The organism is Kitasatospora sp. NPDC059160 (genome assembly GCF_042755465.1).
Lineage (GTDB): Bacteria > Actinomycetota > Actinomycetes > Streptomycetales > Streptomycetaceae > Kitasatospora.
Window position 1 is genome coordinate 1 of sequence record NZ_JBHZCN010000020.1, and the last position, 25,726, is coordinate 25,726.

General features: G+C 73.5%; 26 protein-coding genes. 9 read left to right on the forward strand and 17 right to left on the reverse strand.

From position 1 onward, the window contains the following. Positions 1-119 precede the first annotated feature (119 nt). The 4 genes from ACFXOZ_RS10990 to clpS all read right to left on the reverse strand — a co-directional run bounded on the left by ACFXOZ_RS10990 (position 120) and on the right by clpS (position 3,288). Positions 120-551, reverse strand: a complete 432-nt coding sequence (locus ACFXOZ_RS10990) for a Mov34/MPN/PAD-1 family protein (RefSeq protein WP_375883086.1) — start codon at positions 549-551, stop codon at positions 120-122. A 112-nt stretch (positions 552-663) separates the two neighbouring features. After that, a complete protein-coding gene (locus ACFXOZ_RS10995; protein ID WP_375883083.1) occupies positions 664-2,106 on the reverse strand; it encodes an amino acid permease in 1,443 nt (480 codons plus the stop codon). Positions 2,107-2,325: 219 nt separating this feature from the next. Continuing rightward, complete coding sequence (locus tag ACFXOZ_RS11000; RefSeq protein WP_375883081.1) at positions 2,326-2,898, reverse strand: DUF2017 domain-containing protein; 573 nt, start codon at positions 2,896-2,898, stop codon at positions 2,326-2,328. A gap of 96 nt (positions 2,899-2,994) precedes the next feature. Next, positions 2,995-3,288: an ATP-dependent Clp protease adapter ClpS gene (gene clpS / locus ACFXOZ_RS11005; RefSeq protein ID WP_380522531.1), complete on the reverse strand. Its 294-nt coding sequence runs from the start codon at positions 3,286-3,288 to the stop codon at positions 2,995-2,997. A gap of 140 nt (positions 3,289-3,428) precedes the next feature. On the opposite strand from clpS, the gene ACFXOZ_RS11010 reads away from it, so the two are divergent. Next, a complete protein-coding gene (locus ACFXOZ_RS11010; protein WP_380589448.1) occupies positions 3,429-4,745 on the forward strand; it encodes a nicotinate phosphoribosyltransferase in 1,317 nt (438 codons plus the stop codon). A 301-nt stretch (positions 4,746-5,046) separates the two neighbouring features. Next, positions 5,047-5,640, forward strand: a complete 594-nt coding sequence (locus tag ACFXOZ_RS11015) for an isochorismatase family protein (RefSeq protein WP_375883075.1) — start codon at positions 5,047-5,049, stop codon at positions 5,638-5,640. Positions 5,641-5,728: 88 nt separating this feature from the next. Here ACFXOZ_RS11015 and ACFXOZ_RS11020 read toward each other — a convergent pair whose 3' ends face one another. Continuing rightward, on the reverse strand, positions 5,729-6,742 hold the full coding sequence (locus ACFXOZ_RS11020) for a hypothetical protein (protein ID WP_375883072.1): 1,014 nt from the start codon (positions 6,740-6,742) through the stop codon (positions 5,729-5,731). 294 nt (positions 6,743-7,036) lie between these two features. On the opposite strand from ACFXOZ_RS11020, the gene ACFXOZ_RS11025 reads away from it, so the two are divergent. Both ACFXOZ_RS11025 and ACFXOZ_RS11030 read left to right on the forward strand, forming a co-directional pair. Next, positions 7,037-7,840: a hypothetical protein gene (locus tag ACFXOZ_RS11025; RefSeq protein ID WP_380589451.1), complete on the forward strand. Its 804-nt coding sequence runs from the start codon at positions 7,037-7,039 to the stop codon at positions 7,838-7,840. Positions 7,841-8,364: 524 nt separating this feature from the next. Continuing rightward, a complete protein-coding gene (locus tag ACFXOZ_RS11030; protein WP_375883069.1) occupies positions 8,365-8,805 on the forward strand; it encodes a hypothetical protein in 441 nt (146 codons plus the stop codon). Positions 8,806-8,821: 16 nt separating this feature from the next. Here the strand turns inward: ACFXOZ_RS11030 and ACFXOZ_RS11035 are convergent, their stop codons facing one another. Both ACFXOZ_RS11035 and ACFXOZ_RS11040 read right to left on the reverse strand, forming a co-directional pair. Beyond that, complete coding sequence (locus ACFXOZ_RS11035) at positions 8,822-9,451, reverse strand: DinB family protein (protein ID WP_380589454.1); 630 nt, start codon at positions 9,449-9,451, stop codon at positions 8,822-8,824. A gap of 135 nt (positions 9,452-9,586) precedes the next feature. Beyond that, positions 9,587-9,970, reverse strand: coding sequence for a winged helix-turn-helix transcriptional regulator (locus tag ACFXOZ_RS11040; protein WP_375883065.1), 384 nt, complete (start codon positions 9,968-9,970; stop codon positions 9,587-9,589). A gap of 180 nt (positions 9,971-10,150) precedes the next feature. Between ACFXOZ_RS11040 and ACFXOZ_RS11045 the strand changes: the two genes are divergently transcribed. Beyond that, the gene (locus tag ACFXOZ_RS11045) at positions 10,151-10,825 is read left to right on the forward strand and encodes an NAD(P)-dependent oxidoreductase (RefSeq protein WP_380589457.1); all 675 of its coding nucleotides are present in this window, start codon (positions 10,151-10,153) and stop codon (positions 10,823-10,825) included. Between the two features lie 54 nt (positions 10,826-10,879). Continuing rightward, entirely contained in the window at positions 10,880-11,443 is a 564-nt protein-coding gene (locus ACFXOZ_RS11050) for a GNAT family N-acetyltransferase (protein ID WP_380522528.1), read from the forward strand. Here ACFXOZ_RS11050 and mycP read toward each other — a convergent pair. The 4 genes from mycP to ACFXOZ_RS11070 form a co-directional block, all read right to left on the reverse strand. After that, on the reverse strand, positions 11,437-12,663 hold the full coding sequence (mycP, locus tag ACFXOZ_RS11055) for a type VII secretion-associated serine protease mycosin (protein WP_380589460.1): 1,227 nt from the start codon (positions 12,661-12,663) through the stop codon (positions 11,437-11,439). The genes ACFXOZ_RS11050 and mycP overlap by 7 nt on opposite strands. 89 nt (positions 12,664-12,752) lie before the next feature. Continuing rightward, positions 12,753-14,156, reverse strand: coding sequence for a WXG100 family type VII secretion target (locus ACFXOZ_RS11060; RefSeq protein WP_380589463.1), 1,404 nt, complete (start codon positions 14,154-14,156; stop codon positions 12,753-12,755). Positions 14,157-14,185: 29 nt separating this feature from the next. Further along, the gene (locus tag ACFXOZ_RS11065) at positions 14,186-14,626 is read right to left on the reverse strand and encodes a hypothetical protein (protein WP_380522524.1); all 441 of its coding nucleotides are present in this window, start codon (positions 14,624-14,626) and stop codon (positions 14,186-14,188) included. A gap of 96 nt (positions 14,627-14,722) precedes the next feature. Then, positions 14,723-15,421, reverse strand: a complete 699-nt coding sequence (locus ACFXOZ_RS11070) for an endonuclease V (RefSeq protein ID WP_380522523.1) — start codon at positions 15,419-15,421, stop codon at positions 14,723-14,725. Between the two features lie 203 nt (positions 15,422-15,624). Here ACFXOZ_RS11070 and ACFXOZ_RS11075 point away from each other — a divergent pair, with 203 nt between their 5' ends. Next, a complete protein-coding gene (locus ACFXOZ_RS11075) occupies positions 15,625-15,873 on the forward strand; it encodes a hypothetical protein (RefSeq protein WP_380522522.1) in 249 nt (82 codons plus the stop codon). A 55-nt stretch (positions 15,874-15,928) separates the two neighbouring features. On the opposite strand, the gene ACFXOZ_RS11080 is transcribed toward ACFXOZ_RS11075, so the two are convergent. Together ACFXOZ_RS11080 and ACFXOZ_RS11085 are read right to left on the reverse strand one after the other, a co-directional pair. Then, on the reverse strand, positions 15,929-16,651 hold the full coding sequence (locus ACFXOZ_RS11080; protein ID WP_380589466.1) for an RDD family protein: 723 nt from the start codon (positions 16,649-16,651) through the stop codon (positions 15,929-15,931). A gap of 160 nt (positions 16,652-16,811) precedes the next feature. After that, positions 16,812-18,275, reverse strand: a complete 1,464-nt coding sequence (locus tag ACFXOZ_RS11085) for an RDD family protein (RefSeq protein ID WP_380589469.1) — start codon at positions 18,273-18,275, stop codon at positions 16,812-16,814. A gap of 421 nt (positions 18,276-18,696) precedes the next feature. On the opposite strand from ACFXOZ_RS11085, the gene ACFXOZ_RS11090 reads away from it, so the two are divergent. Then, positions 18,697-19,113: an SsgA family sporulation/cell division regulator gene (locus tag ACFXOZ_RS11090; protein ID WP_188307044.1), complete on the forward strand. Its 417-nt coding sequence runs from the start codon at positions 18,697-18,699 to the stop codon at positions 19,111-19,113. A 107-nt stretch (positions 19,114-19,220) separates the two neighbouring features. On the opposite strand, the gene ACFXOZ_RS11095 is transcribed toward ACFXOZ_RS11090, so the two are convergent. The 4 genes from ACFXOZ_RS11095 to ACFXOZ_RS11110 form a co-directional block, all read right to left on the reverse strand. Then, positions 19,221-20,624 carry a glycosyltransferase 87 family protein gene (locus tag ACFXOZ_RS11095; protein ID WP_380589472.1) on the reverse strand — a complete coding sequence of 468 codons (1,404 nt, stop codon included), beginning with the start codon at positions 20,622-20,624 and terminating at the stop codon, positions 19,221-19,223. Between the two features lie 191 nt (positions 20,625-20,815). Continuing rightward, positions 20,816-22,405, reverse strand: a complete 1,590-nt coding sequence (locus ACFXOZ_RS11100; protein WP_380589475.1) for a cellulose binding domain-containing protein — start codon at positions 22,403-22,405, stop codon at positions 20,816-20,818. Between the two features lie 313 nt (positions 22,406-22,718). Beyond that, positions 22,719-24,269: a sensor histidine kinase gene (locus ACFXOZ_RS11105; protein WP_380589477.1), complete on the reverse strand. Its 1,551-nt coding sequence runs from the start codon at positions 24,267-24,269 to the stop codon at positions 22,719-22,721. Beyond that, a complete protein-coding gene (locus ACFXOZ_RS11110) occupies positions 24,266-24,988 on the reverse strand; it encodes a response regulator transcription factor (protein WP_380589480.1) in 723 nt (240 codons plus the stop codon). The genes ACFXOZ_RS11105 and ACFXOZ_RS11110 overlap by 4 nt, the downstream gene beginning before the upstream one ends. Before the next feature lie 145 nt (positions 24,989-25,133). Between ACFXOZ_RS11110 and ACFXOZ_RS11115 the strand changes: the two genes are divergently transcribed. Further along, positions 25,134-25,673 (forward strand): hypothetical protein, encoded by a 540-nt coding sequence (locus ACFXOZ_RS11115; RefSeq protein ID WP_380589483.1) that lies wholly within the window; start codon positions 25,134-25,136, stop codon positions 25,671-25,673. The last annotated feature ends 53 nt before the right edge of the window (positions 25,674-25,726 follow it).

Below are 25,726 nucleotides of genomic sequence, written 5' to 3' on the forward strand. Positions count from 1 at the left end.
CGACTGGCCCGCCCCGCTAACGGGTTGTTTTGGTTTCCGTTGCTTTGATGCCGCCGGTAGGCGGGGGCCCGGCCGCCCGCTGGGGGGTGGTGGGCGGGCCGGGTCCGGGTGGGTGCCGGTCAGGCCGGGTGGGCCTCGACGACCTGGACGTCTTCCTCCGTGATCTCGCCGTCCACGATGCGGAACGAGCGGAACTCGTAGGGGTCGTCCTCGGCGGCTCCCTCGGCAGTGGAGACGAGGACGTAGTGGGCGAAGGGCTCGGAGGCGTAGCTCACGTCGGTGCGGGAGGGGTAGGCCTCGGTGGCGGTGTGCGAGTGGTAGACGATCACCGGCTCCTCGTCCAGGTCGTCCATCTCGCGGTAGAGCTTGAGCAGGTCGCCCGAGTCGAACTCGTAGAAGGTGGGCGAGCGGGCCGCGTTGAGCATCGGGACGAACCGCTCGGGCCGGCCGCTGCCGGCCGGGCCGGCGACCACGCCGCAGGCCTCGTCCGGGTGGTCGGCGCGGGCGTGGGCCACGATCCGGTCGCGGATCTCTCGGGTGATGGTCAGCATGTCGGCCAGGATGCCACGCCCTACCGGATGTCCGCCGGGGCGTCCGAGGCCCGGTCGCCGGGTGTCCGCCACACGGTCGCGGGCCTGCGGACGCCCGGCCGCGCCGGGGGTGTCAGCCGCCGTTGCGGGCGTGCAGGTGGTCGTGGGCGGTGCCGTGGACGGACTCCGGGTTGCGGCGCTTGAGCACCTGGTAGCCGATCACCAGCACCAGCGCCCAGCCGGGGAAGACGTACAGCGAGATCCGGTTGTCGGCGTCCAGGGCGATCAGCACCACGACCATGGCCAGGAAGGCGAGGGCGGCCCAGCTGACCCAGGCGCCGCCGGGGGCCTTGAAGGTGGGCGGCGGCAGGTGGCCGGCCTGCCAGGCCTTGCGGTAGCGGATCTGGGAGATCAGGATCATCGCCCAGGTCCACAGCCCGCAGACCGTGGCGACCGAGGTGATGTACTCGAACGCCCGTGCCGGGACGAGGTAGTTGAGGACCACGCCGGCGCCCATCAGCACACAGGAGATGGTGATCGCGAAGGCCGGGGTGCGGCGGCTGTTGAGCTTGGTGAGCTGCCCGGGGGCCTGGCCGCGCAGGGCGAGGTCGCGCAGCATCCGGCCGGTGGAGTACATCCCGGAGTTGCAGGAGGAGAGCGCCGCGGTGAGCACCACGAAGTTGATGATGCCGGCCGCGGCCGGGATGCCGATCTTGCCGAAGGCGGCGACGAACGGGCTGACGCCGGGCTGGAACTCCCGCCACGGCACCAGCGAGAGGATGACCACCAGGGCGCCGATGTAGAACAGCGCGATGCGCCAGGGCAGGGTGTTGATGGCGCGCGGCAGGGTCTTCTCGGGGTTCTCACTCTCGCCCGCGGTGACGCCGACGAGTTCGACGCCCAGGTAGGCGAACATGACGATCTGCAGGGTCATCACGGTGGCGCCGATGCCCTTGGGGAAGAAGCCGCCGTCCTGCCACAGGTGGGTGATCGACGCGGTGTCACCGGCCTTGCTGAACCCGAGGGTGAGCACGCCGATGCCGATCAGGATCATGCCGATGATGGCGGTGACCTTGACCATGGAGAACCAGAACTCGATCTCGCCGAACAGCTTCACCGAGATCAGGTTGGCCGCGTAGAGGATGACCAGGAAGGTCAACGCGCTGGCCCACTGCGGGATGCCGGGCGCCCAGAACTTGACGTACACGGCGGCCGCGGTGGTCTCGGCCATGCCGGTGACGACCCAGAACAGCCAGTACGTCCAGCCGGTGACGTAGCCGGCGAAGGGGCCGAGGAACTCCCGGGCGTACTCGGCGAAACTGCCGGAGACCGGGCGGTAGGTGAGGAGTTCGCCGAGGGCGCGCATGATCGCGAAGATCACCAGGCCGGCGACCGCGTAGGAGAGGATCAGGCTCGGCCCGGACTTGGAGATCGCGGTGCCGGCGCCGAGGAAGAGGCCGGTGCCGATCGCGCCGCCGATCGCGATCATCTGGATCTGGCGGCTGCCGAGCCCCCGCTCGTAGCCCTCTTCGTCCGGTTTCCCGTCGACCACCTGGTCGTAGGTCTGCTCGGCCATGGTCACCGTCCTGGTGGGTCTCGTTTGTGGGGAGAAGTCGTACCACGCCCGATCCGGATACCGGTGTTCATCTGAGCGATATTTGAGCATGTCCTGCTAGGTTTTGCCCGATTTATGCGAAAATGCCCCGGCCGATCGTCCGCATGCTGGACGGAACGGCCGGGGCTTGCCCGAAAGCGGGCAGGATCGCCGGACGAAGCGGAGGAAACCGCTCCACCGTCAGTCGGCGATCGCCTCCAGCAGCGACTCCTGGAGCGCCCCGAGCCACAGGTAGGCCATCACCAGCGGCTTGCGCTCGTCGCCGTCCGGCAGCCCGTAGAGGCCCTGCTCGTCCTCCTCGGTGATCTCCAGCCGCGCCCCGAGGGTCAGCCGCAGGTCGTTGAGCGCGCCCAGCCAGCGCAGGCAGTCGGGGGCCGGCAGCTTGAGCACCCCGCCGCCGCCCAGGCCGTCCAGCGACCGGACCACCTGCAGCGCGTCGTCCCGCTTGCGGGCCCGCAGGTCGAGCTCGGTGTAACGGCGGAACTCGGCCGAGGCGGCCTGCGCCTCGGTGTCGGCCGGCGCGGCCGGGTCGCCGTAGGCGTCCGGGAACAGCCGGGCCAGCGCCGGGTCCGCGGGCGCCTCGCTCGGCCCCTCGGCGAACAGCGCCGCCAGCGGGTCGTCGCTCTCCCCGCCCGGGCCGGGGCCGATCAGCTCCAGCATCTGCACTTCCAGCGAGCGCAGGATGGAGGCCTCCACCTCGTCCAGCGCGATCGCCGCGCCACCATCGCCGGTGCTCTCGAACAACCCAGCCATCTGTATCGGTCAGCCCGTCTTCGTCGTCTTCGCCCGCACCGCCGGGGAGGCGGGCGGTCAGTCGGTCGCCCGGTCGGTCGTACGCCGGAGGGGAGGTCAGTCGTGCTGCAGCGTCGCCCACAGGCCGTAGCCGTGCATCGCCTGGACGTCCCGCTCCATCTCCTCGCGGGAGCCACTGGAGACCACCGCCCGACCCTTGCTGTGCACGTCCATCATCAGCTTCCGGGCCTTGTCCTTCGGATAGCCGAAGTAGGCCTGGAAGACGTACTGGACGTAGCTCATGAGGTTGACCGGGTCGTTGTGCACGATGGTCACCCAGGGCGTGTCCGGCTCCGCCACCGGCAGTCCTTCGACCTCCGGGCGCTCGATCTCCACGGGCGCGACACTCACCGGCAGGCCTCCTCGTTGCACACTCGTCCGTGACTTCTCACGCCCCATGCTGCCATCCGGGGGACACCCGGGCGATTCCGCCCCGGGTCGCGTCGAGAGAAATCGTCACTCTGACGCTAAGTGGTAGTAGCATCATCCTCATGGACGCCACATCAGTGCGCGCGGCCGGTTCGACCGCGCTGCTCACCGACCGCTACGAGCTCACCATGCTGCAGGCCGCCCTGCGCAGCGGGGCCGCGCACCGCCGCTCCGTCTTCGAGGCGTTCACCCGACGCCTCCCCAGCGGCCGCCGCTACGGCGTGATGGCCGGCACCGGCCGGGTGCTGGACGCCGTCGAGAACTTCCGCTTCGACACCGCCCAGCTGGACTGGCTGTCCGAGCAGGGCGTGGTGGACGAGGACACCCTGCGGTTCCTGGCCGACTACCGCTTCCGCGGCGACATCCACGGCTACCCCGAGGGCGAGGTCTACTTCCCCGGCTCCCCCGTGCTCACCGTCGAGGGCAGCTTCGCCGAGACGGTGATCCTGGAGACGGTGATCCTCTCGATCCTCAACTTCGACTCCGCCGTCGCGGCCGCCGCCTCCCGGATGACCGCCGCGGCCGGCGGCCGGCCGGTGATCGAACTGGGCGCCCGCCGGGCCCACGAGCAGGCCGCCGTCGCCGCCGCCCGGGCCGCCTACGTGGCCGGCTTCGCCGCCACCTCCGACCTGGAGGCCGGCTACCGGTACGGCATCCCCACCACCGGCACCTCCGCGCACGCCTTCACCCTGGTGCACGACAGCGAACGGGACGCCTTCCGGGCCCAGATCGAGTCGATGGGCCGGGGCACCACCCTGCTGATCGACACCTTCGACCTGCACGAGGCCGTCCGCACCGCCGTCGAAGTGGCCGGGCCCGAACTCGGCGCCGTCCGGATCGACTCCGGCGACCTCATCCTGGCCGCCCACCGGGTCCGCCGTCAGCTCGACGAACTCGGCGCCGAGAAGACCCGGATCATCGTCACCTCGGACCTGGACGAGTACGCCATCGCCGCCCTCGCCGCCGCCCCGGTGGACGGCTACGGCGTCGGCACCAGCCTGGTCACCGGCAGCGGCCACCCGACCTGCGCCATGGTCTACAAGCTGGTCGCCCGCGCCGAGACCCCGGACGGCCCGCTCGTCCCGGTCGCCAAGCGCGCGGCCGGCGGCAAGACCAGCGTCGGCGGCCGCAAGTGGGCCGCCCGCCGACCCGACGCCGAGGGCGTCGCCGAGGCCGAGGTGGTCGGCACCGGGCCGATCCCCGAGGACCTGCGGCCCCACCTCGTCCAGGTGCCGCTGGTCCTGGCCGGCGAGACCGTCGGCCGCGAACCGCTGACCGCCGCCCGCGACCGCCACGTCCGGGCCCGGGCCGCGCTGCCGCTGTCGGCCACCCAGCTGTCCAAGGGGGACCCGGTCATCCCCACCGAGCTGATCGACTGACCGGCGGTCCGGTCGGCCGGCTGGATCGACTGACCGGCGGTCCGGTCGGCCGGCTGGCCGGCAGACGACCGGTTGGCCGACCTGCCGACAGACCCGCCGACTCCTGCGGAGCGTCGCGGACGGCCGCGCGGACCGGCGGTGGGCCGCCGGGCCCGAAGACGGGCCCCAAGCCTTCCGCCGCCGCGCGCCACTCCCTAGAGTCAGCCGTAGAGTTCCCCTGGAGTTCCTCCCCGGCCGTCCGGCGTTCGCGAGGGACCCGCCACCGGGGCGCACCCGCCCCCCACATCCGAGGATGCGAGCCATGCACCGGGCACTGATCGTCGTCGACGTGCAGAACGACTTCTGCGAGGGCGGCAGCCTGGCCGTCCCGGGCGGCGCCGAGGTGGCCGCCGCCATCACCGACCTGATCGCCGAGTCTCCCGCCGGCTACCAGCACATCCTCGCCACCCGGGACCACCACATCGACCCGGGCGGGCACTTCTCCGCCGAGCCGGACTACGTCTCCAGCTGGCCGGTGCACTGCGTGGCCGGGACCGAAGGCGTGGGCTTCCACCCCAACTTCGCCCCCTCGGTGATCTCCGGCGCGGTCGAGGCGGTCTTCGACAAGGGCGCCTACTCGGCGGCCTACAGCGGCTTCGAGGGGCTGGACGAGAACAACCGCGGCCCGGTGGAGTGGCTGCGCGAACGGCAGGTCGACGAGATCGACGTGGTCGGCATCGCCACCGACCACTGCGTCCGGGCCACCGCCCTGGACGCCGCCCGGGCCGGCTTCACCACCCGGGTGCTGCTCGACCTCACCGCCGGGGTGGCGCCGGAGACCACCGCCGCCGCGCTGGAGGAACTGCGGGCGGCCGGGGTCGAGCTGGTCGGCGCGCCGGTGGTCCGGCCGGCCTGAGCCGGACCTGCTGGGCCCGGCCCGCTGGACCCGGCCCGCGCACGAGCGGTGCGGTCGGTGCGGTCGGCGCGGTCGGTGCGGTCGGTGCTCAGACCACCATCAGCTCCACCACGTCCGTCCCGCCCGCCCGGTAGGCCTCGCGCAGCTCGCCGCCGACCGCCTCCGGGTCCGCGGCCAGCCGGGCGCCGGAGACGTACACCACCCGGATCCCCAGGTACTCCATCCGGTGCTGGCCGCCGCGCACCCAGGCGGCCTCGCCCTCGCTGACGCAGCGCAGGTCCGAGTCCACCTCCACCGCGACGCCCTGCTCCGGCCAGTAGAGGTCCGGGACACCGATGTAGGTGCCGCCGCGCATCCGCAGCTCCGGGGCGACCAGCGGGGCGGGCAGCAGCCACTCGTCCACCAGCCGGTCGACCCGCTCCAGCACGAACTCCCGCTCGGCGGCCAGGAGTTCGTCCAGCGCGGCCCGCACCCGGGGCTCCCCGGTCAGCCCCGACTCGACCAGCTCGGCGGCCAACTCCCGCACCGTGCAGCGGTTCTCCGGGCGGGCGACGGCCTCCCGGAGCACCTCGCGCACCGGCACCGGAGCGTCCACCGGGAGCCCGTCCGCCGTCCACTCGGCCAGCGCGTCGGCGACCGCCCGGGCCACCGGCGCGCAGGCCAGCCCGTGCACCGAGCGGGCCACCAACTCCCGTTCGGTGCGCCGGATCCGCACCTCGCCGGCGTCCTTGAGCCGACGCTGGCGGGGTACCAGGACGTCCACCCCGGTCACCGCGGGCAGCCGGGGCACGGCGGCGAAGCCGTACAGCGCCAGCGCGGCCGCCCCGGTGATCACCGCACCCTCCCGGCGGCCCTCCTCCCGGCCGTTCTGCGCCGCGTACAGCAGCGCGGCCCACATCCGCTGCTCCGGGGTGGGCTCGCCGGACTGGAGCAGGTAGACCCTGGGCAGCAGCCGCTGCCAGGGGCCGCCGTGGCGGCAGTGCTCGGTGATGACCCGGGCCGGCACGCCCCGGGCGCGCAGCTGGCTCGCGGTGACGACGTTCTGCTGACGCTTCGCCAGCTCCTCCAGGGACGGCGGCGGCGAGGGGATCCGGTAGCTCATGCGCGCCCCTCGACGAATCGCTCACTACGTTCGTTCATGCGCCCACCATCCCCAACCGCCACGCCCCCCGTGCCACTGCCTGACGCACTGTTACTCAACCGTCGCGAAACCGGGATCAGCCTGCACTAAAGTCCTCATACCCTCACTCATTTGGAGTAAATGACGTTCATATGGCTATCGGGTTTGATCGGAAACGATCGCCGACCTGGTCGTCTGACCCAGAGTGATCAAGGGCATACGGCGAGGGACCCCCGGGGCGTCAAACGCGCTTCCGGGATTGCCTAGGCTTACGTCATGTCACGTGACGAGACCGCCGGCCTCCGCGCGGCCCAGCTCCGCCTCGGCCGTCTGCCCGGGTACGTCCGCCGCCCGGATCCGGCCCGCCGCAGCGGCGAGAAGGGCCATACGTACAAGAAGGGCTGGGAGGTCCGCTTCACCGCCCGGAGCGAGGCCGAGATAGCAGAGATCCGCGACCTCGTGGTCGCCGCCGGGTTCGCCCCGGCCAGACCCTTCTTCAAGGGCCACCAGCTCATCCAGCCGGTCTACGGCATGGCCGCCGTCCAGGCCTACCTGGCCGCTAGACAGGCGGCCGAGGAACACGCCGAACGGGCGGAACTCGGGCGCCGACGACGCGCGGCGGGGGCGCGCACGGGCGCGACGCACGCCGGAGGGGCGCACGCCACCGGACAGCACGCCGTCGGCCATGCGGCGAACGGGTATCCGGCGGGCGGACACCAGGCGAACGGCCACCTCGCCAACAGCCACCCGGCGAACGGACACCAGACCAACGGACACCCGACCAACGGACACCCGACCAACGGACACCCGACCAACGGGCATCCGGCCAACGGGTTTCCGGCGGGCGCACACGCCACAGCCGGCCACCCCTCGGCCGCACAGGCCACCGCAGCGCCCGGCACCCACCGGTGCGAGCGCGAGGAGGCCGCCGCCGGAGCCGCCGCGGCTGCCGCGGCAGCGGCCGCAACGGCCGCCCAGCTGGCCCGGCGCCGGGCCGTCGAGTCCTTCCCCGCCCAGGTCGAACGCGGCAACACCGCCGACGACCTGATCGCCCCCACGGAGGCCCGGCCGACCCCCTGACCGGGCGGCACCTCCCCGCCCCGATCCGCGCCCCGGTCGCCGCAGGCCGCCGGGGCGCTTTCGACGCACCCCCCGCCACCCGGCCCGGCGCAACCCCCGTCGTGAGCGCGGTTGCGCAGACGGTTGTGCGGCCCCGGCTTCGCGCCCTGGGCGTGGACGCCGGACCCGGCAGGCCCTACGGTGGCACCTCAACTGCCGTGCGACCCCTGCCGTCCCACACCCCCTGACCAGCTGCGACACGCTCGCACCCGCGCCCCCGCACCACTGTGCAGCACTCCCCCGGCCGGGCCCCGGCGGCCCCGGTCGACCCACCACCAGCCCTCGACCGGCCCTCGACCGGCCCTTCACCGGCCTCCACCGGCAGTACCGCCGCCGCGCCGCACCGCCCGTCACCGGAACCGGACGCGCCGCAGCGGGTTCCAGGCATTCCATCGGATTGGTCACCCAGCGCACCGAGGGCCTACCGTAGAGTGAGCACAGATGATCGACCGTCAGAAACCCATCTCCCCTTCCGAGAAGACGAGATGACCAACCGTCACACGAGCGCCGCCGAGCCACCCCCGGGGCCCGGCGAACCGGAGGACGTACCGCTGGAGTTCGCGGCCTTCTGCGAACTCCACCGCCCCCGGTACCTCAGCTACGCCCGGGTGTGGCTGACCGAGCACGCCGAAGCGGCCACCGCCGTCCAACAGGCGTTCGCCGAAATCGCCGTCCAGTGGCGGGAATTGCTCACCAGCCCCAACCCGACCGCGCTCGCCTGGCAGATCCTGCGCGGCACCGTCGCCGAACACACCCCGCAGGAGATCCCCGTCCCCGACCGCCACCCCGCCGACGACGACCTGGCGATCCTGCACTACGTCGTCGGCCTCGCCGCCCCCGAGATCGCCGACGTCATCGGCACCGACACCGCCAGCGTCGCGGGCCGGCTCCGGCGCACCATGCTCCGCGAGGCCTCCGGCTGGTGAACCGCGGCGACCGGGGTCAGACCCGCTCGCCCGTCACGTCGAACAGGTGGTGCACCGGGTCGTGGATCAGGTAGCGGGCGAAGGACCCGACGGTGAAGCGCGCCCCGTCGCTGCGGCTCCCGGTCCGCTCCCACTGCTCCCCCGACACCGCCCCGAACGCCGCCGCCAACGCCGCCGCGGCCTCCGCCAGCTCCCCGGCCACCACCTGCGGCCGCTGCTCCCGGTAGCGCTCGGCGACCGCGGTCTCGTCCTGGTCCCAGTTCGGGAAGAGCGGGCCGTCCTGGTCGAGCATCAGGTCCAGCCGGACCAGGAACAGCCGGAAGACGTCCCGGACGTGGCAGGCGTACTCCAGGTCCGACCACACCCCCGGAGCCGGCCGACGGCGCAGCCCGTCCTCGTCCCCCGCCAGCACCGCCAGCCAGGCCTCGGCGTTCGCCCGGACCATCGCGGCGACCTCCGCCGGGGCCACCGCCGGAGTGTCCAACCCGCAGTCGGGGCAGGCGCGTTCGAGCACCCAGGTCCAGTCCTTGGCGTCCGGGACGATCGCGTCCGGGGCGCTGGGGGCGGGGGTGCCCGGGGCGGAGGTTCCCGGGGCGGGGGTGCCGGCGTCGACGGGGTTCGCGAGGTGCTGGTCAGGAGTGCTCATGGGCCCAGCATGGCCGCCCCGCACCCGGCCCCACCAGCGCCAAGGCCGCCAGCGACCGCCGAAATGCTGCCAGGCCGGCGCCCGTCCGAGCAGCCCCCGTCCGAGCGGTGCACGACACGATCAGCCCCGGCGCGATCAGCCCCCGGCCCGCTCGTACTCCAGCCGGGCCGCCAGCAGGCTGCCCAGATTCTCCCGGCTCCACTCGCACACCGCGTCCATCGGCCCCAGCAGGGTCCGCCCCAACGGCGTCAGCGCGTACTCGACCCGCGGCGGATTCTCCGCGTACTCGGTCCGGACCACCGCGCCGTCCTGCTCCATCGAACGCAGCGACTCCGCCAGCACCTTCGCCGTGATGCCCGCCAACGGGACCCGCAGCTCCGAGAACCGGCGCGGCCCGCCCTCCAGGCAACGGATGATCCGCCAGGCCCACTTGCGGCTGCCCAGCACCGGCACCGACTGCACCGGGCAGTCGGCCGGGAAGAAGTCCGCCGGCAGCGGCGCCGGCCCGGTCTGCGTCATGCCCCGACCGTACCCGCCGGACCGGCTCTGCGGCAGGGCGGCACCGGCCGTCGGAGCCGGTTCCGTTGAAGTAACCGGCACCCCCCGGTCTACCGTCACGGCACCGGCGGGCCACCACGCCCGCCACCGAACCGACCCGAACCGACCTGAACCGACCTGAACCGACCGACGGAGGCCCCCATGACCACCACCACGCCCCGGCAGCAGCACCGCGCGGACGTCATCGTCTACGGCGCGGGCGGGCAGGTCGGCCGCGCCGTGATCACCGAGGCCCGCCGCCGCGGCCTCACCGTCACCGCCGCCGTCCGCGACCCCGAGCGCCACGCCGACCTCGCCGACCTCGCCGGCGGGGGCGTCACCCTGGTGCGCTGTGACGTCACCGACCCGGCCGCCGTCGCCGCCACCGCCCCCGGACACCCCGCCGCCGTCAGCTCCGTCTACACCCCCGACACCCCGTCCACCGAGTTCTACCGCGCCGCCACCAGCGCCCTCGTCGACGGCCTCGGCCGCGCCGGCGTCCCCCGGCTGCTCAGCGTCGGCATCGCCACCACCCTGCAGACCGCCCCCGGCGTCGCCGTCCACGACGACCCCGCCTTCCCCGACGCCTACCGCACCTTCTCCCTCGGCCACTCCGCCGCCCTCGACCTGCTCCACGACTCCCCCGCCACCCTCGACTGGGTCGTCGTCACCCCGCCCATGGACCTCGACCGCACCGCCCCCGGCACCGGCCGCTACCGGATCGGCGGCCCCCACGTCCTCGGCCCCCGGATCGCCCAGGCCGACCTCGCCCTCGCCATCGTCGACCAACTCACCACCCCCACCCACCACCGGCAGCAGATCGCCGTCGCCGCATAGGCCCCGCACCGAAAATCCCGGCACGAACCGGCCCCACCGGGCATCCTGGGCACCATGGCCACGGACCTCTCAGCCCTCGCGGTGAAACCCACCCTGCACGGCCCCACCATCCGCCTCGTCCCCCTGGCGGCCCGGCACACCGACCCGCTGTGGGCGCACTGCACCGACCAGGAGACCAACCGGCTCACCGGCACCCGCACCGCCTTCACCCGCGACCAGATCGCCCAGTGGTGCGCCACCCGCGCCGACCACCCCGACCGGCTCGACCTCGCCGTCGAGGACCCGACCACCGGCCGCTTCCTCGGCGACACCGCCCTCACCAACGTCGACCCGGACAACAACTCCGCCGACTACCGGATCGCCCTCACCCCCGACAGCGTCGGCCGCGGCATCGGCACCGAGACCACCGTCCTGGTCCTCCGCCACGCCTTCGCCACCGTCGGCCTCCACCGCGTCCACCTCGACGTCTTCGAGTACAACGAACGCGCCGCCCGCGCCTACACCAAGGCCGGCTTCGTCCTCGAAGGCCGCGCCCGCCAGGCCCACCACTGGGACGACCGCTACTGGGACGTCCTCCACATGGCCGCCCTACGCGACGACTGGCTCAGCACTCACTGACCGCCCCCACCGTACGGCGCCCCCTCAACCCCCCGCCGCCCCCGCCGCCGCAGCACCACCGCGGCGACCACCGCCCCCACCACCACAACACCAACCGCACCGGCGCCGATCACCAGCCCACTGCCGCTGCTGCCGCCTGACGTGGCCTCGGGTACGGCCGATGGTTGGCCCGTCGCGTCGCTCTCGTCATCGCCGGGTGGCGCGCCCAACGACTCGGGCCGGTTCGCGAGCGGGTTCTCCTTCGGCCCGTTGTCCACCGCCGGATTCGGCTCCAGCGCCTTCTCCGGGGCGACGACCCCGTAGCCGTAGTGGACATTGGGCACCACTGTCCCATCCGGCGGGGGAGTAGCCGACTTGATCATCCTGTTGATCACCTGCCCGGCGGACAGGTTCGGGTACTTGGACCGAATGAGAGCCGCGGTAGCGGAGACGTAGGCAGTGGAGTCGGACGTACCGTTCCCGATCGCATAGCTCGTCAGGGATTTCGCCGAAGCACGGTAGATCTCCACACCGGGTGCGAGGAGCGTGAGTTCGGGACCGGGCTTGGAGCTGCCCCACACCACCCCCTTGGCGTCCGCCGCCCCGACGGCCACCACACCGGGAAAGGCGGCCGGATAGTTGACGCTCAGGTCCGCGACGCTGTTGCCGGCTCCCCCGACCAGTACGGCGTCCTTCGACACCGCGTACTCCACCGCTTTCCGGGCCTGAGAGTCGAAGTGGAACGGTCCCCCGACGGACATATTGATGACCGTCGCACCGTGGTCCACCGCGAAACGAATCGCCGCCGCCAGATCGTTCTGCTCCGGCACAGGACCGCCGTCGCTCGTTCTCACCTTCACCGGCAGGATCTTCGCCTTGGGGGCCAGCCCCATCACTCCGGCCTGGGTACCGTGCCCGTGCCCCGCGATGAGACTCGCCATCCCGGTACCGTGACCGTCCGTGTCAGTACGCCCGTCCGACTTGGCACCGGAGAAATCGGCCCCGGGAAGCACCTGCCCCGTCAGGTCCTGGTGCTCCGAGTTCACCCCGCTGTCGATCACCGCAACGACGACGCCCTCGCCCTGACTCACCGGCCAGACCTTCGTCTCGGCCTCGAAGGTCTTGAGAGCCCATTGCTTGTCCCTGACCTCATCGGCCAGAGCCGCCGGCGCGGCGACGGCCCAGACCAGCGCCCCAGCCGCAAGGACCGCCGTACCACGTGCCAACGAGCGGCTCGTCAACCCCGTTCACCCCACTCAACGAGGCATCCCCGCAGATCACCGACCTGCGGGGATGCGATCAGATCACCCGGCCGTTCACGGACCGGCCCTCATTCCACCACGTTCGGATTGGCCGGCTTGTCCGACGCCCAGGTCTCCTCGTCCTCGACGAGGTAGTCCGGCCGCTTACCGTCCTTCCCTCGGTTCTTCCTACCGCGCTGTGCCTCGCTCAGCGGGATGCCTGGCGACATGACACCTGTACTCCGGGCTCCGACCTCCCCACCCAGGCGGCTGCGCGCGCCCAAACCGGACCCTCCTTCCGTGAAGGCCTGCTTGCCCCGTACTCCGGAAATGGGCGGAATCGTCTCGCCGACGGCTCCCCCGGGCCGGGCCAGCGGTCCAGCGAGCTGTCTGGCCCCGGCCGCTCCTCTTCCTCCGGCTCCGATACCTGGATGGACCTCACCACCGATCCCGGTAGTTCGGCCACCTCGAAGACCCGGCCCCTCCACCGGAGCCGCGCCACTCGAAAATTCCTTGGCGCCAAGGCCAGAACCAGCAGGAGAGCCCTGCACCGACGGTCCTGGATGGACAGCAGTCGTCCGCTCACCGCCGCCCCCGATCGGTCCGCTGCCGGGAGCCACGGTCGGCGGAACATTCAAGCCGGACGTCTGGGTCCCGGAGGTGACCGGACTCGGCACACTTCCGCCCTGTCCGGGCATCGGCGTACCCGAGATGCCCGCGCTGGAAGTACGCCCCGTGGTTGGCGGCGATTTCGGGAGCGCCTGTGCCACTCCTCCCCTGATCCCGGAGTCGGTCGGGGCCGCTGTCCCCTTGACCGCGGGGCGGGCCACCATCGGAGGCTGCGACTTCGGCCGCGTTGACGTGGCGCCGGCTGCCGACCGCGCCGACGCCCCTCCGGTCCCGAACGAAGCACCTGAGACGACTGCGGCCACTGCAGCCGCCGCCCCCGTCGGGTCGGCCTGCGGGCTGGCGTCTCGACTGTCGTCCACCGGCGGTCGTTGAAGGGACGGCGGAGCCTTCAAGGCAGGTGTCGCGATGCGGTAGTGCATCGCGAGGGTCTGCATGACGGCTGCCGCTTCGGCCTTCTTCTGGTCCGTGAGCTGGATGTGGTCGTCCTCGCTGCTGAAGAAGTCCCCGACCTTGTCCTTGAACTGGTCCCAGCTGCCCGGTTCCTCGGGCATGGTGCGCTTGGCCGTCGCCATCGCCTCGGACATGTTGTGCAGCGTGTTGGCCGCGTCGTTGGCGTACGCGGCGGCCTCGTTGATGTTGGTGGCGAGGGTCAGCATCGAGGTGTGGAAGGAGTCGCTGGTGGTGCCCTCCCAGGAGGTGGCCGCCTCGGTGCTCACGTTGGTGAGGGTCTTGCGGATCTCCTTGAGCGTGGTCGCCGCCTTGCGCCAGGGGTCGCCGGCGGCCATCACCGCGCCGGGGTCGAGGGCCTGTGCCATCGTGCGGAGATCGGCATGGCTGTACTTGGTGAAATCGGTGTAGGTCACGGGTTGTTCACCTCCGGTCGGGCGATCGGTCAGATGGTGGCGTTGCCACGCCGGGACGGGACCTGGTTGGCCTGGTACGCGACCTGGCTGGTGGCCGAGGGATCGGACACGGACCAACCGTCGCCGGCCAGCTTGAGCTTCGTGCCCACGTGCTGGTCCTGCTCCTCGTAGTTGGTCGCGGTGAGTTCTGCCTTCTTCTGGGCCTGATCGATCGCCTGCTGGAGCTGGTTCAGCACGTCCCGCAGGGCGTCCCGCATGGTGCTGTAGCGGCCGTGGATCTCCGTCGCCTCCGCGAAGGTGCCGAAGGCGGTCTTGCCGATGCCGCTGCGTCCGTGGGTGGTGCTGCCGTTGGCGTCCTTCTCGAATTCCTTCAACAGCAGCCGTACCTGCCCGGCGAACGTGCGCAGTTGCTCGATCTCGACCCGGTAGCCCTGGTTGGCCCCGCCGGTCGAACCGGTCCCTGTTCCCATTGCGGCGCCCCCCGTGCGTCCGTTCCTGGCCTTCGGGGCCCGGGCCCCGGTGTCCCATGTCTAACACACCGGGTCGGAACCCCGCCCGGTGCACGGTCAGTTCGAGGGCGTCCTGGTCTGCAGGGCTTCGGCGAGGGCGCGGCGGCAGAGGGAGTCGGCGTGCCGGGTGGTCTCGGGTTGGCGGTAGCGGCGGGCGAGGTCGAGGGTGGTGCGGACGGCGGTGTCGAGGCCGATGCGGTGGCCGACGGAGACGTAGACGGGTTTGACGCCGGGCTGGGTGCGCACCGCGCGGCCGACCTCTTCGCCGGTGACGGGGTCGGTGAGCGGGGTCCAGGAGCCGCGTGCGGCCTCGGGGTCGTGGTGGTCGAAGGTGAAGGGGGTCTTGGCGACGCCGAGGGTGCGCAGTCCGGTGAGGACGCCGAGGTGGCTGGCGAGGCCGAGGCGGCGGGGGTGGGCGAGGCCGTAGCCGTCGCAGACGACGGTGTCGGGGGTGCGGGTGAGGGCGGCCAGCGCGTCGAGGACGGCGGGGAGTTCGCGGAAGGCTAGCAGTCCGGGGACGTAGGGGAAGGCGATCCGGCCGACGGCGGTGGCTTCCTCGACGACGTCCAGGGTGTCCCGGTCGAGGAGGACGGCGGCGGCGACGACGAGGTCGTGGTCGTCGTCGTAGGCGACGTCGACTCCGGCGATGAGCGGGCCGGGGGTGCCGTCGTCCTGGGCGCGGACGAGCGGCCGCAGTCGTTCCTGTTCGGCGAGCGCCTGGGCCTCGGTGGTGGGCCAGTCGGTGGGGATGGGCACGGTCGGTTCCCCCGGGTCTGCGTGGTGTCGGACGGGTTCCACCGTACCGAGGGGTGCGGACGACCCCGGGGTGAGCCCGTGCGCCCCCTGTGCCCCCGGCCTCGCGGGCTAGCCTGGTCGTGCCGAACTCCCTTGCCGGGTAGGACTTCTGGCACCGGCATCATTCCCGCCCGTTTCCCCCGACGTGCGAAGGACCCCCCGCCATGCCACGTCCGTCCGCTGCCCAGTTCTGCCTCGGCTCGTTCACCGTCGTCGCCACCACAGTGGCGCTGCTGGCCGTCTCGGGCGCCTCGGGCGTCCTGGAGGTCGCGGTGCTGGTGGGGTTCGCGCTGGCGCTCGGCACCGTGGTGACGGTGCTCTCGATGGCGGTGTCCGCCCGCTCGGCGGCGGTCGGCGACCGCTCCGGGGCCTCCGCGGCCGCTGCCGGGCGCGAGTACGCCCGGCAGCGCTGATCCGCCGATCAGCTGATCGACGGGTCGACGGGGCGACGGATCAGCGCTGTCGCGGTCAGATCTCGGTGGTGACCACGACGGTCTTCGCGGCCTTGTCGTGGAGGCACTGCCGGTAGGGCTTGTCGAAGACGCCGAAGAGGCCGTCGATGACCCACCACACGGCGGCGCAGCAGAGCACGGCCGGGAGGATGTAGACGGCGGCCCGGGTCCACGCGGCGGACTGCGTCGGCGAGTTGCCGTCGATCAGCATGGCGACGCGGATCTTCATGGCCTTCTTGCCGAGGGTCTGGCCGTCCCGGCTGAGCATCAGCGCCTCGTAGACGAGGTAGACGGCGCAGCCGAGCCAGAAGGCCTCGGTGGTGCCCTCGCGGGTGCTGAGGTCGACGAAGGGGCCGATGACGATGACGCCGATGGCCTGCATCAGGACGTAGTCGATGAGGCGGGCGACGATCCGCTTGGGCCAGGTGCCGATCGGCGGCATGCCGGGAACGGGTCCGCCGCTGGGGGCGCCGTACGGGGCGGAGTCGGGGCCGTGGCCGGGTGGGGGCTGGTCGTAGGGCTGTCCGCCGTAGGGCGTTTGGCCGTAGGGGTTCTGACCGGGGGTCGGTCCGCCGTAGCTGCCCTGGTAGGCGCCGGGGCCCTCCCCGGGGGCGCCGGACGGGGCGGGTCGTGGCGGTTCGCCGTCCGGCGTGCCGCCGCCCGGGGTGGGGGGCTGCTTGTCGAAGGAGGGCGGACCGCCCCCCTCCGGCTGGGGGCCTGAGGGGTCGTGGGTGCTCATCCCCCGAGTAGAACATCGAGGATTCTCGGCCTTTGGGACATTTTGTCCGTTTTGCTGTCACGCAGCTCGATCGGCGACCCGGCGAACGCCACCCGGGCACCCAGGCACCCAGGCACCCAGGCACCCAGGCACCCAGGCACCCAGGACCGCAACGGCCGGCTCAGCTGCGGACCACCCTGGTCCGGGCCGCCCGGTCCTGCCAGCCGCGCCGGGCCGACCGGTCGAACACCGGCCAGACCAGGCCGAGCAGCAGCACCGTGCCGAGCTGCCGGACGACCCACCGCAGCAGCGAGCGGCCGAGGCTCAGCCGGGTGGTCCGTCCGCCGGGGGCACCGGCGTCCACCACCCGGATCCGGGCCAGGCGTTTGCCGAAGGTCTGGCCGGTCCGGGCGATCGGCAGCACCTCGTAGACGAGGCTGACGAACACCAGGATGCCGAGCAGGGCGGCGACCTTGGCCAGCACCACGTCGTCGACCAGCCAGACCTGCACGTGGCGGCGGGCGAGGGAGCTGGCCATCCTGGCCTGGTCGACCTTCTGCTGGAGGTGGTCGGAGACCGAGCTGCCGAGCGGGATCCCGGCCGCGACGGCGACCACCAGCAGCACCGCGGTGTCCACCGCCCGGGCCGCCAGCCGCCGCCCCAGCCCGGCGGGCACCAGGGGCGCCGGGGATGCCGGTCGGCGACGGACGGCGGACTCCCGGGCCGGCCGCACCACCGGCAACGCGGCGACGACGGCCGGGACCGGCGCCGACCCGGGACCGGCCCCCGCTCCGGGACCGGCCCCCACTTCGGCCGCCACCTGGGCCGCCGGTTCGACGGCCGCCCCGGCGGTCGGCGCCGCCACCTCGCGGACCGCGCCCGTCATGGCGGGCGCGACGGCCGCCGCCACCTCCACGGCAACCGCAGCGCGCTCCCCCTCCGCACGCCCCTCTTCCTCCTCGGGCGCCCCCGGAAGCACCCCCCAGGACACCCAGCGCGGGGCCCCACCGGTCTCCATCAGGCCCCGCTGCGCCCGCGGATCCGCCTGCCACCCCGAGGCTCCGGCGTCGGCACCGGCACCGGCCTCGGCGGCACCGCCCACCCCAGGAGCCTCCTCCAGCGCGGGCTCGACGATCCGGAACACCGGCCCGCCGATCACCTCGGCGACCCGCGGCCCGACCACGAAGGACGCCCCGCCTGTGGTCTGGTCCAGGTACACCGGCCCGGTGTCCCCTGCCCCCGGAGCCTCCCGCCCGTCCAGCACGGGCACCATCGGCACCGGCCCCGGCGCAGAACCAGGCACGGACACCGGCGCAGAAACAGGCACGGACAAAGGCACCGGCACGACCAGCGGCACCGGCGACTCCGACCGCGCCGGCGGCACCGGCACCACCGGTGGCGGCACCACCCGCGCCGCCGCGACGTCGGGGGCGGGGGCGGGGGCGGGGGCGGGGGCGGGCCGCCGGGTGGCGTACCGGGGCGGCTGCAGCACCTCGCCCTCGACGGGGGCAGGCCGGCTGGTGCCCGGCACCCAGGCCGAGCCGCCCCAGTAGCGGACGAACCCGGGGATGGACGGGTCGGCGTAGTAGCCGGGCTCGGGTGCGACGGCCGGGTCGCCGCCGGCGGCGAAGGAGCGGTCCGTCATGGGGGTCTTCTCTCCTGTCGGGCCTTGACGAGGGCCGTTGAGGGGCGGGCCTCGGCAGATCCAAAGATCGAAACGTGGTCGGAACCGGGTCGGTCCGAGCACAGGGCCACGCCGCGCCCGCGCACACCCCGGGGCGTACGGGGCGCTCGGGGCACGTGGGGGCGCCACCGAAGGCGGACAGTCGCCGGACAGTTACAAAGGGTAGTACCTCGCCGGAGCCCCCAAGGAAAGTTGACGATTCCCCGGACAGCGGAGGCCCGCCCGGGGTAGGGGCCCACGCGCGGCGGGACCGCCACACCCCGCCGCCCGAAACTTCCCGGAGAAATCCCGGAAACGTGTGTAAGAACCGGCGCGGACCGCCCTCTCAAAGGTCACAGGGCCCGGAAGCGGGCACGAACCGAAGGCAGAGAGGAAGACGATCATGGACCGCCCCGTCAGCGTCGTGGAGCACGAGCTGGAGCTGAACCTGGTGCTCTCCCCGGAGCACAGCGTCCCCGTCCCGGCCCGGCTGACCTACGGCAGCCACGACCCGTACGCCGTGTACATCACCTTCCACCTGGACACCGGCTCCCCGGTGACCTGGGTGTTCGCCCGCGAGCTGCTGGTCGAGGGCACCTTCCGCCCGTGCGGCCAGGGCGACGTGCGGATCTGGCCGACCCGTTCGGGCCGGCGCAGCGTGCTGTGCATGGCGCTGAGCTCCCCGGCCGGGGACGCGCTGCTGGAGGCGCCGCTGCCGGTCGTCGCGGCCTGGCTGGAGCGGGCGCACCGGCTGGTCCCGCCGGGCAGCGAGCTGGCCGCCCTCGACATGGACGGCTCGCTCGCCGAGCTGCTCGCGTAGACGTGCGGGCCATGCGGGTCGTGCCGGTCGTGCCGGTCGCACGCCGCAACGTACGGAGCGTACGGAGCGTACGGAGGCTGCGGAGCGTACGGAGAGCCCCCGCCGGCTCAGCGGGCCGCGGGGGCCTGCTGACGACCGCGGGCGGCGTCCGGGCCGCCGTCGCCGTCCCGCTGTCCGGGCAGCCGGACCAGCGGGGCACCGGCGGAGCGCCGACGTGCCCTTATCCGGATGGCGGCGGCGAGCAGGAAGCAGAGGCCGACCCACGGATAGACCGAGGTCGGCAGCTGGTTCAGCGGTGACATGTGGAGCACGGCCGCGCCGACCGGCTTGGCGGCCCACATCGCGAAGGACAGGAAGGCCAGCAGGGTGGCCCAGAACGCGGCCCGCCAGCGCAGTCGGCGGACGCCGGCCGGGCGGGCGCGCTCGACGGAGGCCTCGGCGGCGAGCAGCACGAGGACCGGCACGCACCAGACCCAGTGGTGGGTCCAGCTGATCGGCGAGATGAGCACGGCCGTGACGGCGGTGACGCAGAAGCCCCAGGCCTCGGCCCGGGGCAGCCAGCGGCCGCTGCGGACGGCCCAGGCGGCGACGGCGAGGCCGGCCACCGCGACCAGGCCCGCCCCGAGGGTGGCGAGGAAGCCGGGGTCGGCGCTGTGCAGCAGCCGGGCGAAGGCGCCGCGCAGCGACTGGTTGTCGACGATCTCGGTCTTGCCGACCCGGGAGGAGTCGTAGAGGTACTTGGTCCAGAAGCCCCAGGTGGCGTCGGGGAGGAAGAGCGCGCCGATCAGGAAGGTGCCGAGGAAGGTGAGGCCGGCGGTGAAGGCGGCCCGGACCCGGCCGGTGATCAGCAGGTAGACGGCGAACAGGCCGGGGGTGAGCTTGATCCCGGCGGCGATGCCGATCGCGATGCCCTTGCTGCGGTGGGCGTCGGACCGGGTGAGGTCCCAGAGGATCAGGCAGCCGAGCGCGAGGTTGATCTGGCCGTACCGGAGCGTGGTGAAGACGGGTTCGAGCCAGACGCCGAGGCCGGTGATCAGGACCACACCGATCGGCCGGAGTTCGCGGCGCGGCCAGCCGACCAGCTTGAAGGACAGGTGGGACATCAGCGCGAGCAGCCCGAGGTTGCCGAGAGTGATCACCACGCGGAGGACGGGGATCGGCAGCCAGGTGGTCGGGACGAACAGCATGGCCGCGAACGGGGGGTAGGTCGCGGGGAGGTTCCACTCGGTGACGCGCAGCGCGTAGAGGTCGGTGCCGTTGGCGACGGCGGCGCCCTCGGCCCGGTAGACGATCATGTCGACCATCGACGTGTGGACGAAGTGGCGGACCACTGCGTACACGACCAGCGACAGCAGCGCCACGGACGAGGCGATCAGCATCGGGCGGCGGGGGGCCTCACGCACTGCGCGCACGGGGGCACCGAGCGCGACGCGCAGCCGGTCGGACAGGGGAGCGGGCGACGGGGCGGATACGGTCCGCACCGGGCTGCGCTCGTCTTGTACCGCTGTCACCTGTCCACTCCGTCCACCGCTCGGCCAACCAGCGACGATACCGGATGCGACCCATCCCGTCCTGGGCGCGATCGACTACTCGCAGTGACGACAGTGCCCCGACCGACAATGCCCCGACCGACCGTGCCCGGCTGCGGGCTGAGCACGGGCGGCCGGGGCGGTCCGAGGGGCCGGAGCCCGGCGCGGGGGCCTCAGCCGGTGTAGCGGCCGAAGGCCCGGGTGAAGTCCAGCGGCTGCTGGACGATGCTGCTGCAACTGGCGTCCGCGGTGGGCCTGGCGCCGCCGGCGCAGGCCTTGTCCCGGGTCCCGGACCACATGGCCAGCCAGGCGAGGTGCTTGCCGGCCGCGAAGTCGGCCAGCTGCTCGGCGTCGGCCACCGTGAAGACCTCGCTGGCGACGTCGTTGACGCCGATCATCGGGGTGACCGCGACCTTGCGCCAGGCGGCCGCGTCGTCCAGCCCCAGCACGCTCTTGACCTGGGCCTGGGTGGCGGTGGCCGCGGCGATCGCGTACGTGCCCATCCGCCCCTGCGGGTTGGGGGCGACGCCGTCGCCGAAGTCCATGGCCATGATGTTGACGGCACCGATCGCGACGCCGGCGGCCTTGGCACCGGCGACCAGGTCGACGCCGTCCTGGGTCAGGCCGGAGGGCAGCGCGGGCAGGGTGAAGGAGACGTCGAGCGGACTGCCCTTCGCGGCGGCCTCGCGCTGGAGCTGGGCGACGGCCTGGGCCCGCTGGGTGTTGGCGGCGGTGTCGTCGATCGCACCGCCCTCGACGTCGAAGTCGAGCCGGGTCACGCCGTACGCGTCGATCACCGTGCGGTACGCGGCGGCCAGGTCCGCGGTGGAGCCGCAGGCCAGGGCCAGCTCGCTGCCGTTGGCGCCGCCGAAGGAGACCCGGACGTCGCCGCCGATCGCGCGCAGGGCGCCGATCTGGGCGGCCACCGCGTCGGCGGACAGGTCGCTGACCCCGCCCCACTTGGGTACGCAGCCGCCGCCGGAGACCACGAAGGCGAGGGTGAACCGCTTCACCCCGGTGGCCTTGGCGGTGGCGACCAGGTCGTAGGGCGGGTAGAGCGAGGTGTCGACGTACGGGGCGAAGCCGCCCCCGGTGCCGGCCGGGGGGACGGGCACACCGGTCGCCGTGGGGGTGGCGGTCGGGGTGGCGGTCGGCTTCGCGGTGGCGGTCGGGGTCGGCTTCCCGGTGGCCGTGGCAGTGGCAGTGGCGGTCGGACCGGCCGTCGCGGTCGCGGTGGGCGAGGCCGAGCCGGTGGGCGCCACCGTGGGGGTGGTGGTCGGGCGTCCGGAGGGGGTGGGCGCGGGGCCCTCGCCGGCCGTGCAGGAGGCGTTGTTGATCAGGCAGTTCCCGGGCTCGGCCTGCGCCGGGCCGGCGCCCTGGGCAACGAAGCCGACCACCACGCCCTTCCCCGGGTCCAGCCGCTTGCTCCAGGCCTCCGGCCTGACGGTGACGTGCTGCCCGGCGACGGTGAAGGTGGCGTTCCAGAGCGAGTCGATCTTCGCGCCGGCCGGCAGGTCGAAGCTGAGCGTCCAGTCCTCGATCGGATCGGCGGCCGGGTTGGTGACCAGGTACTGGCCGGTGTAGCCGGTGTCCCAGCTGCTGGTCCGGCTGTAGACGGCGCCGAGCGGGGCGGCGCTGGCCGAGGAGGCGAGCACCACCGTCCCGCCCGCGACCAGGGCGGCGGCGACCGCCGAGGCCCCGATGATCGTCCCCTTGCGGCTGCGCCTGCGGCGGCCGGAACGGCGGGTGGGTCGGGTGGTCATGCGCGTTACCTCCGCGGGAGCCTGCGGTCGGCACCGTTCGCGGGTGCCTGCGGTCGGCCGCCGTCCGGACGGGCCGCGCACGGGTGCGCGGGGACGTCCCGGGCGGCCGGCCCGGCTCGGTCGGGTGACCGGCGCGACCGACGCTAGCCGCGCCCGGGGGCCGGAAACCGCGGGCTGAGCGAGGGGTGAAGCTCCCTTAGGCCGCAGTTAAGGAAGAGGCCCCGGAGGAGGACGCCCCGGAGGAGAAAGCCCCGGAGGAGAAGGCGCCGGAGGAGGACGCCCCGGGGGAAGAGGCCACCCTCCCGACCCGCCGTCACTTCGGGAACAGTGCGCCCCGGGTCCGCCGCCGTCCGGCCCGCGCGGGCGGGGCCTCCGTCGGGCGGGTGCGCAGCCGCAGCCTGGTCTCCGCGCCGCCGAGCACGGCGGAGCGGCCGAGTGCCAGGTCGCCGCCGGTGGACTCGGCAAGCTTGCGCACGATGTCCAGTCCGAGGCCGGTGGAGCCCTCGCCGCCGTGGCCCTCGCCGCGTTTGAGGGCGGCGGCCGGGTCGCTGTAGCCGGGCCCGGCGTCGCCGACCAGCACGATCACCGCGTTCTCGGTGGCCAGGACGTCCACCGAGAAGGCGGTGCCGACGGCGGTGTGCCGGAAGACGTTGCCGAGCAGGGCGTCGACGGCGGCGGCCAGGTCGCCGCGCTGGACGGGGACGGGCGCGGCGCGTTCGGCGCCGGCCAGTTGCCAGCGGCGGCCCTCGTCCTCGGCCAGCGCGGACCAGAAGCCGACCCGTTCGCGGATCACCTCGGCGGCGTCGCAGCCGACCGCGACGGCGGGCGCGTCCTCGGGGGCGCGGCGGGCGGAGCGGATGATCTGGTCGACCTCGCGCTCCAGTTGGGCCACCGCGTGCCGGGTGGCGTCGGCCGCGTCGCCGTCGCCGAGGGAGGCGGCGTTGAGTCGCAGCACGGTCAGCGGGGTGCGCAGTCGGTGCGACAGGTCGGCTGCCAACTCGCGTTCTGCCGCGAGGAGTTGGACCACACGGTCGGCCATGGCGTTGAACGCGTTGGCGGCCTCGCGGAGTTCCTCGGGGCTGCCGTCGACCTGCTTGCCCGTCACCGGGACGCGCACCGCGAGGTCCCCGGCGCCCAGCGAGCGGGCGGCGGCGGCCAGCCGGCGGGCGGAGGCCACGATCCGGCCGCCCATCCGGTCGGCGACCAGCACCGAGAGAGCGACCAGGCCGAGCGCGACGGCGGAGAGCACCAGCCAGGCGGTGGCGACGCCCCGGGTGAGGTCGCTCTCGGCGACGAACACCTCGACCACGGCGGTCCGTCCGGTGTCCACCGCGACCGGCTGGAGCAGCGCGTAGCCGCCGGGCACCGCGACGGTGAAGGCCCGGCCCTGGTCGCCGGCCGTGGCCACGTCCGCCGCGGCGGCGCGCCCCTCCCCGAGGGTCGGCCCGTCGGGCCCGCCGGACCCCGCGGGCGCCCGGGTCGCACCGGCCCCCGCAGCCGCCCCGGCCCCTTCGGCCCCACCGGCCCGGCCGGCCCCGCCGGAACCGCCCGACCCCGCAGCCGCACCGGCCCCGCCCGAGGCCCAGGACTCCCCCGCGGGCACCGGCAGGTGCACCGCCATCCGGCCCTGGCCCCCCGCGTCGGTGCTGGCCAGCGCACGGTTGACGGCGTCCTGGTCGGTGGTGATCGCCAGGGCCGGCCCGAGCGCCGCGGCCTGCCGCTCGGCGGCGGTGAACGCCCGGTCCCGGGCGGTCTGCTGGACCATCAGGCCGAGCGGGATGAGGAAGGCCAGCGCGACCATGGTGGTCCCGGCCACGGCGGCCTTGATCAGGGCCCAGCGCAGCGAGTGGGTGAACCGCTTCATGTCCGGTGCTCCGCGGGGCCCCCGGTCGCGAGGCCCGCGGTGGCGGCCTCCAGCCGGACCCCGACGCCCCGGACGGTGTGCAGGTAGCGGGGGTTGGAGGCGGTCTCGCCGAGCTTGCGGCGCAGCCAGGAGAGGTGGACGTCGATGGTCTGGTCGCCGCCGTAGGTCTGCTGCCAGACCTCGGCGAGGATCTCCTTGCGCGGCACCACCACTCCGGGCCGGGCGGCCAGGAAGGCCAGCAGGTCGAACTCCCGCCGGGTCAGGTCGAGCAGCCGCCCGTCCAGGACGGCCTCGCGCCGCTGGAGGTCGATGGCCAGTCCGCCGACCCGCAGCACCTGGGCGACGGGCGCGGTGCCGCCGCCGAGCCGGCGCAGCACGGCGGCCATCCGGGCGCTCAGGTGTTCCCCGGAGAAAGGTTTCACCAGGTAGTCGTCGGCACCGTCGTTGAGCAGTCGGACGATCTCGGCCTCGTCGTCCCGCGCGGTCGAGATGATCACCGGGACGTTGGTCAGTCCCCGGATCATCTTGAGCGCCTCGCTGCCGTCCAGGTCCGGCAGGCCCAGGTCCAGGATCACCAGGTCGCAGCCGACCTGGGCGACCTCCCGCAGCGCCTCCAGGGCCGTGCCCACACTGCGGACCGCGTGACCGGTGTCGGTCAGGTGGCGGATGAGCGCGGAACGTACGAAGGGGTCGTCCTCGACCACGAGCACTGTTGCCATGGCCCTGCACGGTACGCCATCGGCGGGCAGTGGTCTGTACCTCGGGGGTGGCTGCGCACGGCCTCCGGACATGGTGCAACTCCCCTGCCGAACACCGGGGGTACCCGTCACGACCTGCCCGGAAATGCGGCAGGATGTGCGGACGATGCGGAACGGACTGGTACAGCTCTGCGCCTGGGCGGCGGCCACCGGGGCGGCGGTGGCGCTGTCCTGGCTCGGCGTGCACGCCGTGCTCAGCGGAGCCGCGTTCGAGCGGCCCACCGCGCTGCCGCTGCCCTCCCCCAAGGTCGGGAGCACCCCGTACGGAGCGAGCGCCACCCCCGGCCGGACGCCGACCGGCGACGCACCCTCCCCGCCGTCCTCCCCGGCCACGAGCGCGGCCGCCACCGCCGCGCACGCCCCGGTCACCACCGCGGCCGCCCCGCCGACCAGGAAGCCCGTGCCCGCCGCCACCACCCCGACGTCGACGGTGAAGAGCTACCCCGTCCCCGGCGGCCGGGTCGCCCTGGACATCCGCGCCGACCGGGCCTCGCTGGTCTCCGCCACCCCGGACCCGGGCTGGCAGATGCAGGTCTGGAACGGCGACCAGTGGATGCGGGTGGACTTCACCAAGGACAACCAGGCCAACTCGGTCTTCGTCTACTGGAACGGCCACCCGCCGGTCGTGGAGACGGCGGTCCGCTGACCCGCCGCCGCCCGCGACCCCGGCACCGCACCCGCCGTACCGGTCACCGCCCG

Bases quoted from the DNA above. Each gene is read 5' to 3' on its own strand.
- ACFXOZ_RS10990 (WP_375883086.1), bottom strand. From the start codon at position 551: ATGCTGACCATCACCCGAGAGATCCGCGACCGGATCGTGGCCCACGCC.
- ACFXOZ_RS10995 (WP_375883083.1), bottom strand. From the start codon at position 2,106: ATGGCCGAGCAGACCTACGACCAGGTGGTCGACGGGAAACCGGACGAA.
- ACFXOZ_RS11000 (WP_375883081.1), bottom strand. From the start codon at position 2,898: ATGGCTGGGTTGTTCGAGAGCACCGGCGATGGTGGCGCGGCGATCGCG.
- ACFXOZ_RS11010 (WP_380589448.1), top strand. From the start codon at position 3,429: ATGGACGCCACATCAGTGCGCGCGGCCGGTTCGACCGCGCTGCTCACC.
- ACFXOZ_RS11015 (WP_375883075.1), top strand. From the start codon at position 5,047: ATGCACCGGGCACTGATCGTCGTCGACGTGCAGAACGACTTCTGCGAG.
- ACFXOZ_RS11020 (WP_375883072.1), bottom strand. From the start codon at position 6,742: ATGAGCTACCGGATCCCCTCGCCGCCGCCGTCCCTGGAGGAGCTGGCG.
- ACFXOZ_RS11025 (WP_380589451.1), top strand. From the start codon at position 7,037: ATGTCACGTGACGAGACCGCCGGCCTCCGCGCGGCCCAGCTCCGCCTC.
- ACFXOZ_RS11030 (WP_375883069.1), top strand. From the start codon at position 8,365: ATGACCAACCGTCACACGAGCGCCGCCGAGCCACCCCCGGGGCCCGGC.
- ACFXOZ_RS11035 (WP_380589454.1), bottom strand. From the start codon at position 9,451: ATGAGCACTCCTGACCAGCACCTCGCGAACCCCGTCGACGCCGGCACC.
- ACFXOZ_RS11040 (WP_375883065.1), bottom strand. From the start codon at position 9,970: ATGACGCAGACCGGGCCGGCGCCGCTGCCGGCGGACTTCTTCCCGGCC.
- ACFXOZ_RS11045 (WP_380589457.1), top strand. From the start codon at position 10,151: ATGACCACCACCACGCCCCGGCAGCAGCACCGCGCGGACGTCATCGTC.
- ACFXOZ_RS11050 (WP_380522528.1), top strand. From the start codon at position 10,880: ATGGCCACGGACCTCTCAGCCCTCGCGGTGAAACCCACCCTGCACGGC.
- ACFXOZ_RS11065 (WP_380522524.1), bottom strand. From the start codon at position 14,626: ATGGGAACAGGGACCGGTTCGACCGGCGGGGCCAACCAGGGCTACCGG.
- ACFXOZ_RS11075 (WP_380522522.1), top strand. From the start codon at position 15,625: ATGCCACGTCCGTCCGCTGCCCAGTTCTGCCTCGGCTCGTTCACCGTC.
- ACFXOZ_RS11080 (WP_380589466.1), bottom strand. From the start codon at position 16,651: ATGAGCACCCACGACCCCTCAGGCCCCCAGCCGGAGGGGGGCGGTCCG.
- ACFXOZ_RS11085 (WP_380589469.1), bottom strand. From the start codon at position 18,275: ATGACGGACCGCTCCTTCGCCGCCGGCGGCGACCCGGCCGTCGCACCC.
- ACFXOZ_RS11090 (WP_188307044.1), top strand. From the start codon at position 18,697: ATGGACCGCCCCGTCAGCGTCGTGGAGCACGAGCTGGAGCTGAACCTG.
- ACFXOZ_RS11100 (WP_380589475.1), bottom strand. From the start codon at position 22,405: ATGACCACCCGACCCACCCGCCGTTCCGGCCGCCGCAGGCGCAGCCGC.
- ACFXOZ_RS11105 (WP_380589477.1), bottom strand. From the start codon at position 24,269: ATGAAGCGGTTCACCCACTCGCTGCGCTGGGCCCTGATCAAGGCCGCC.
- ACFXOZ_RS11110 (WP_380589480.1), bottom strand. From the start codon at position 24,988: ATGGCAACAGTGCTCGTGGTCGAGGACGACCCCTTCGTACGTTCCGCG.
- ACFXOZ_RS11115 (WP_380589483.1), top strand. From the start codon at position 25,134: ATGCGGAACGGACTGGTACAGCTCTGCGCCTGGGCGGCGGCCACCGGG.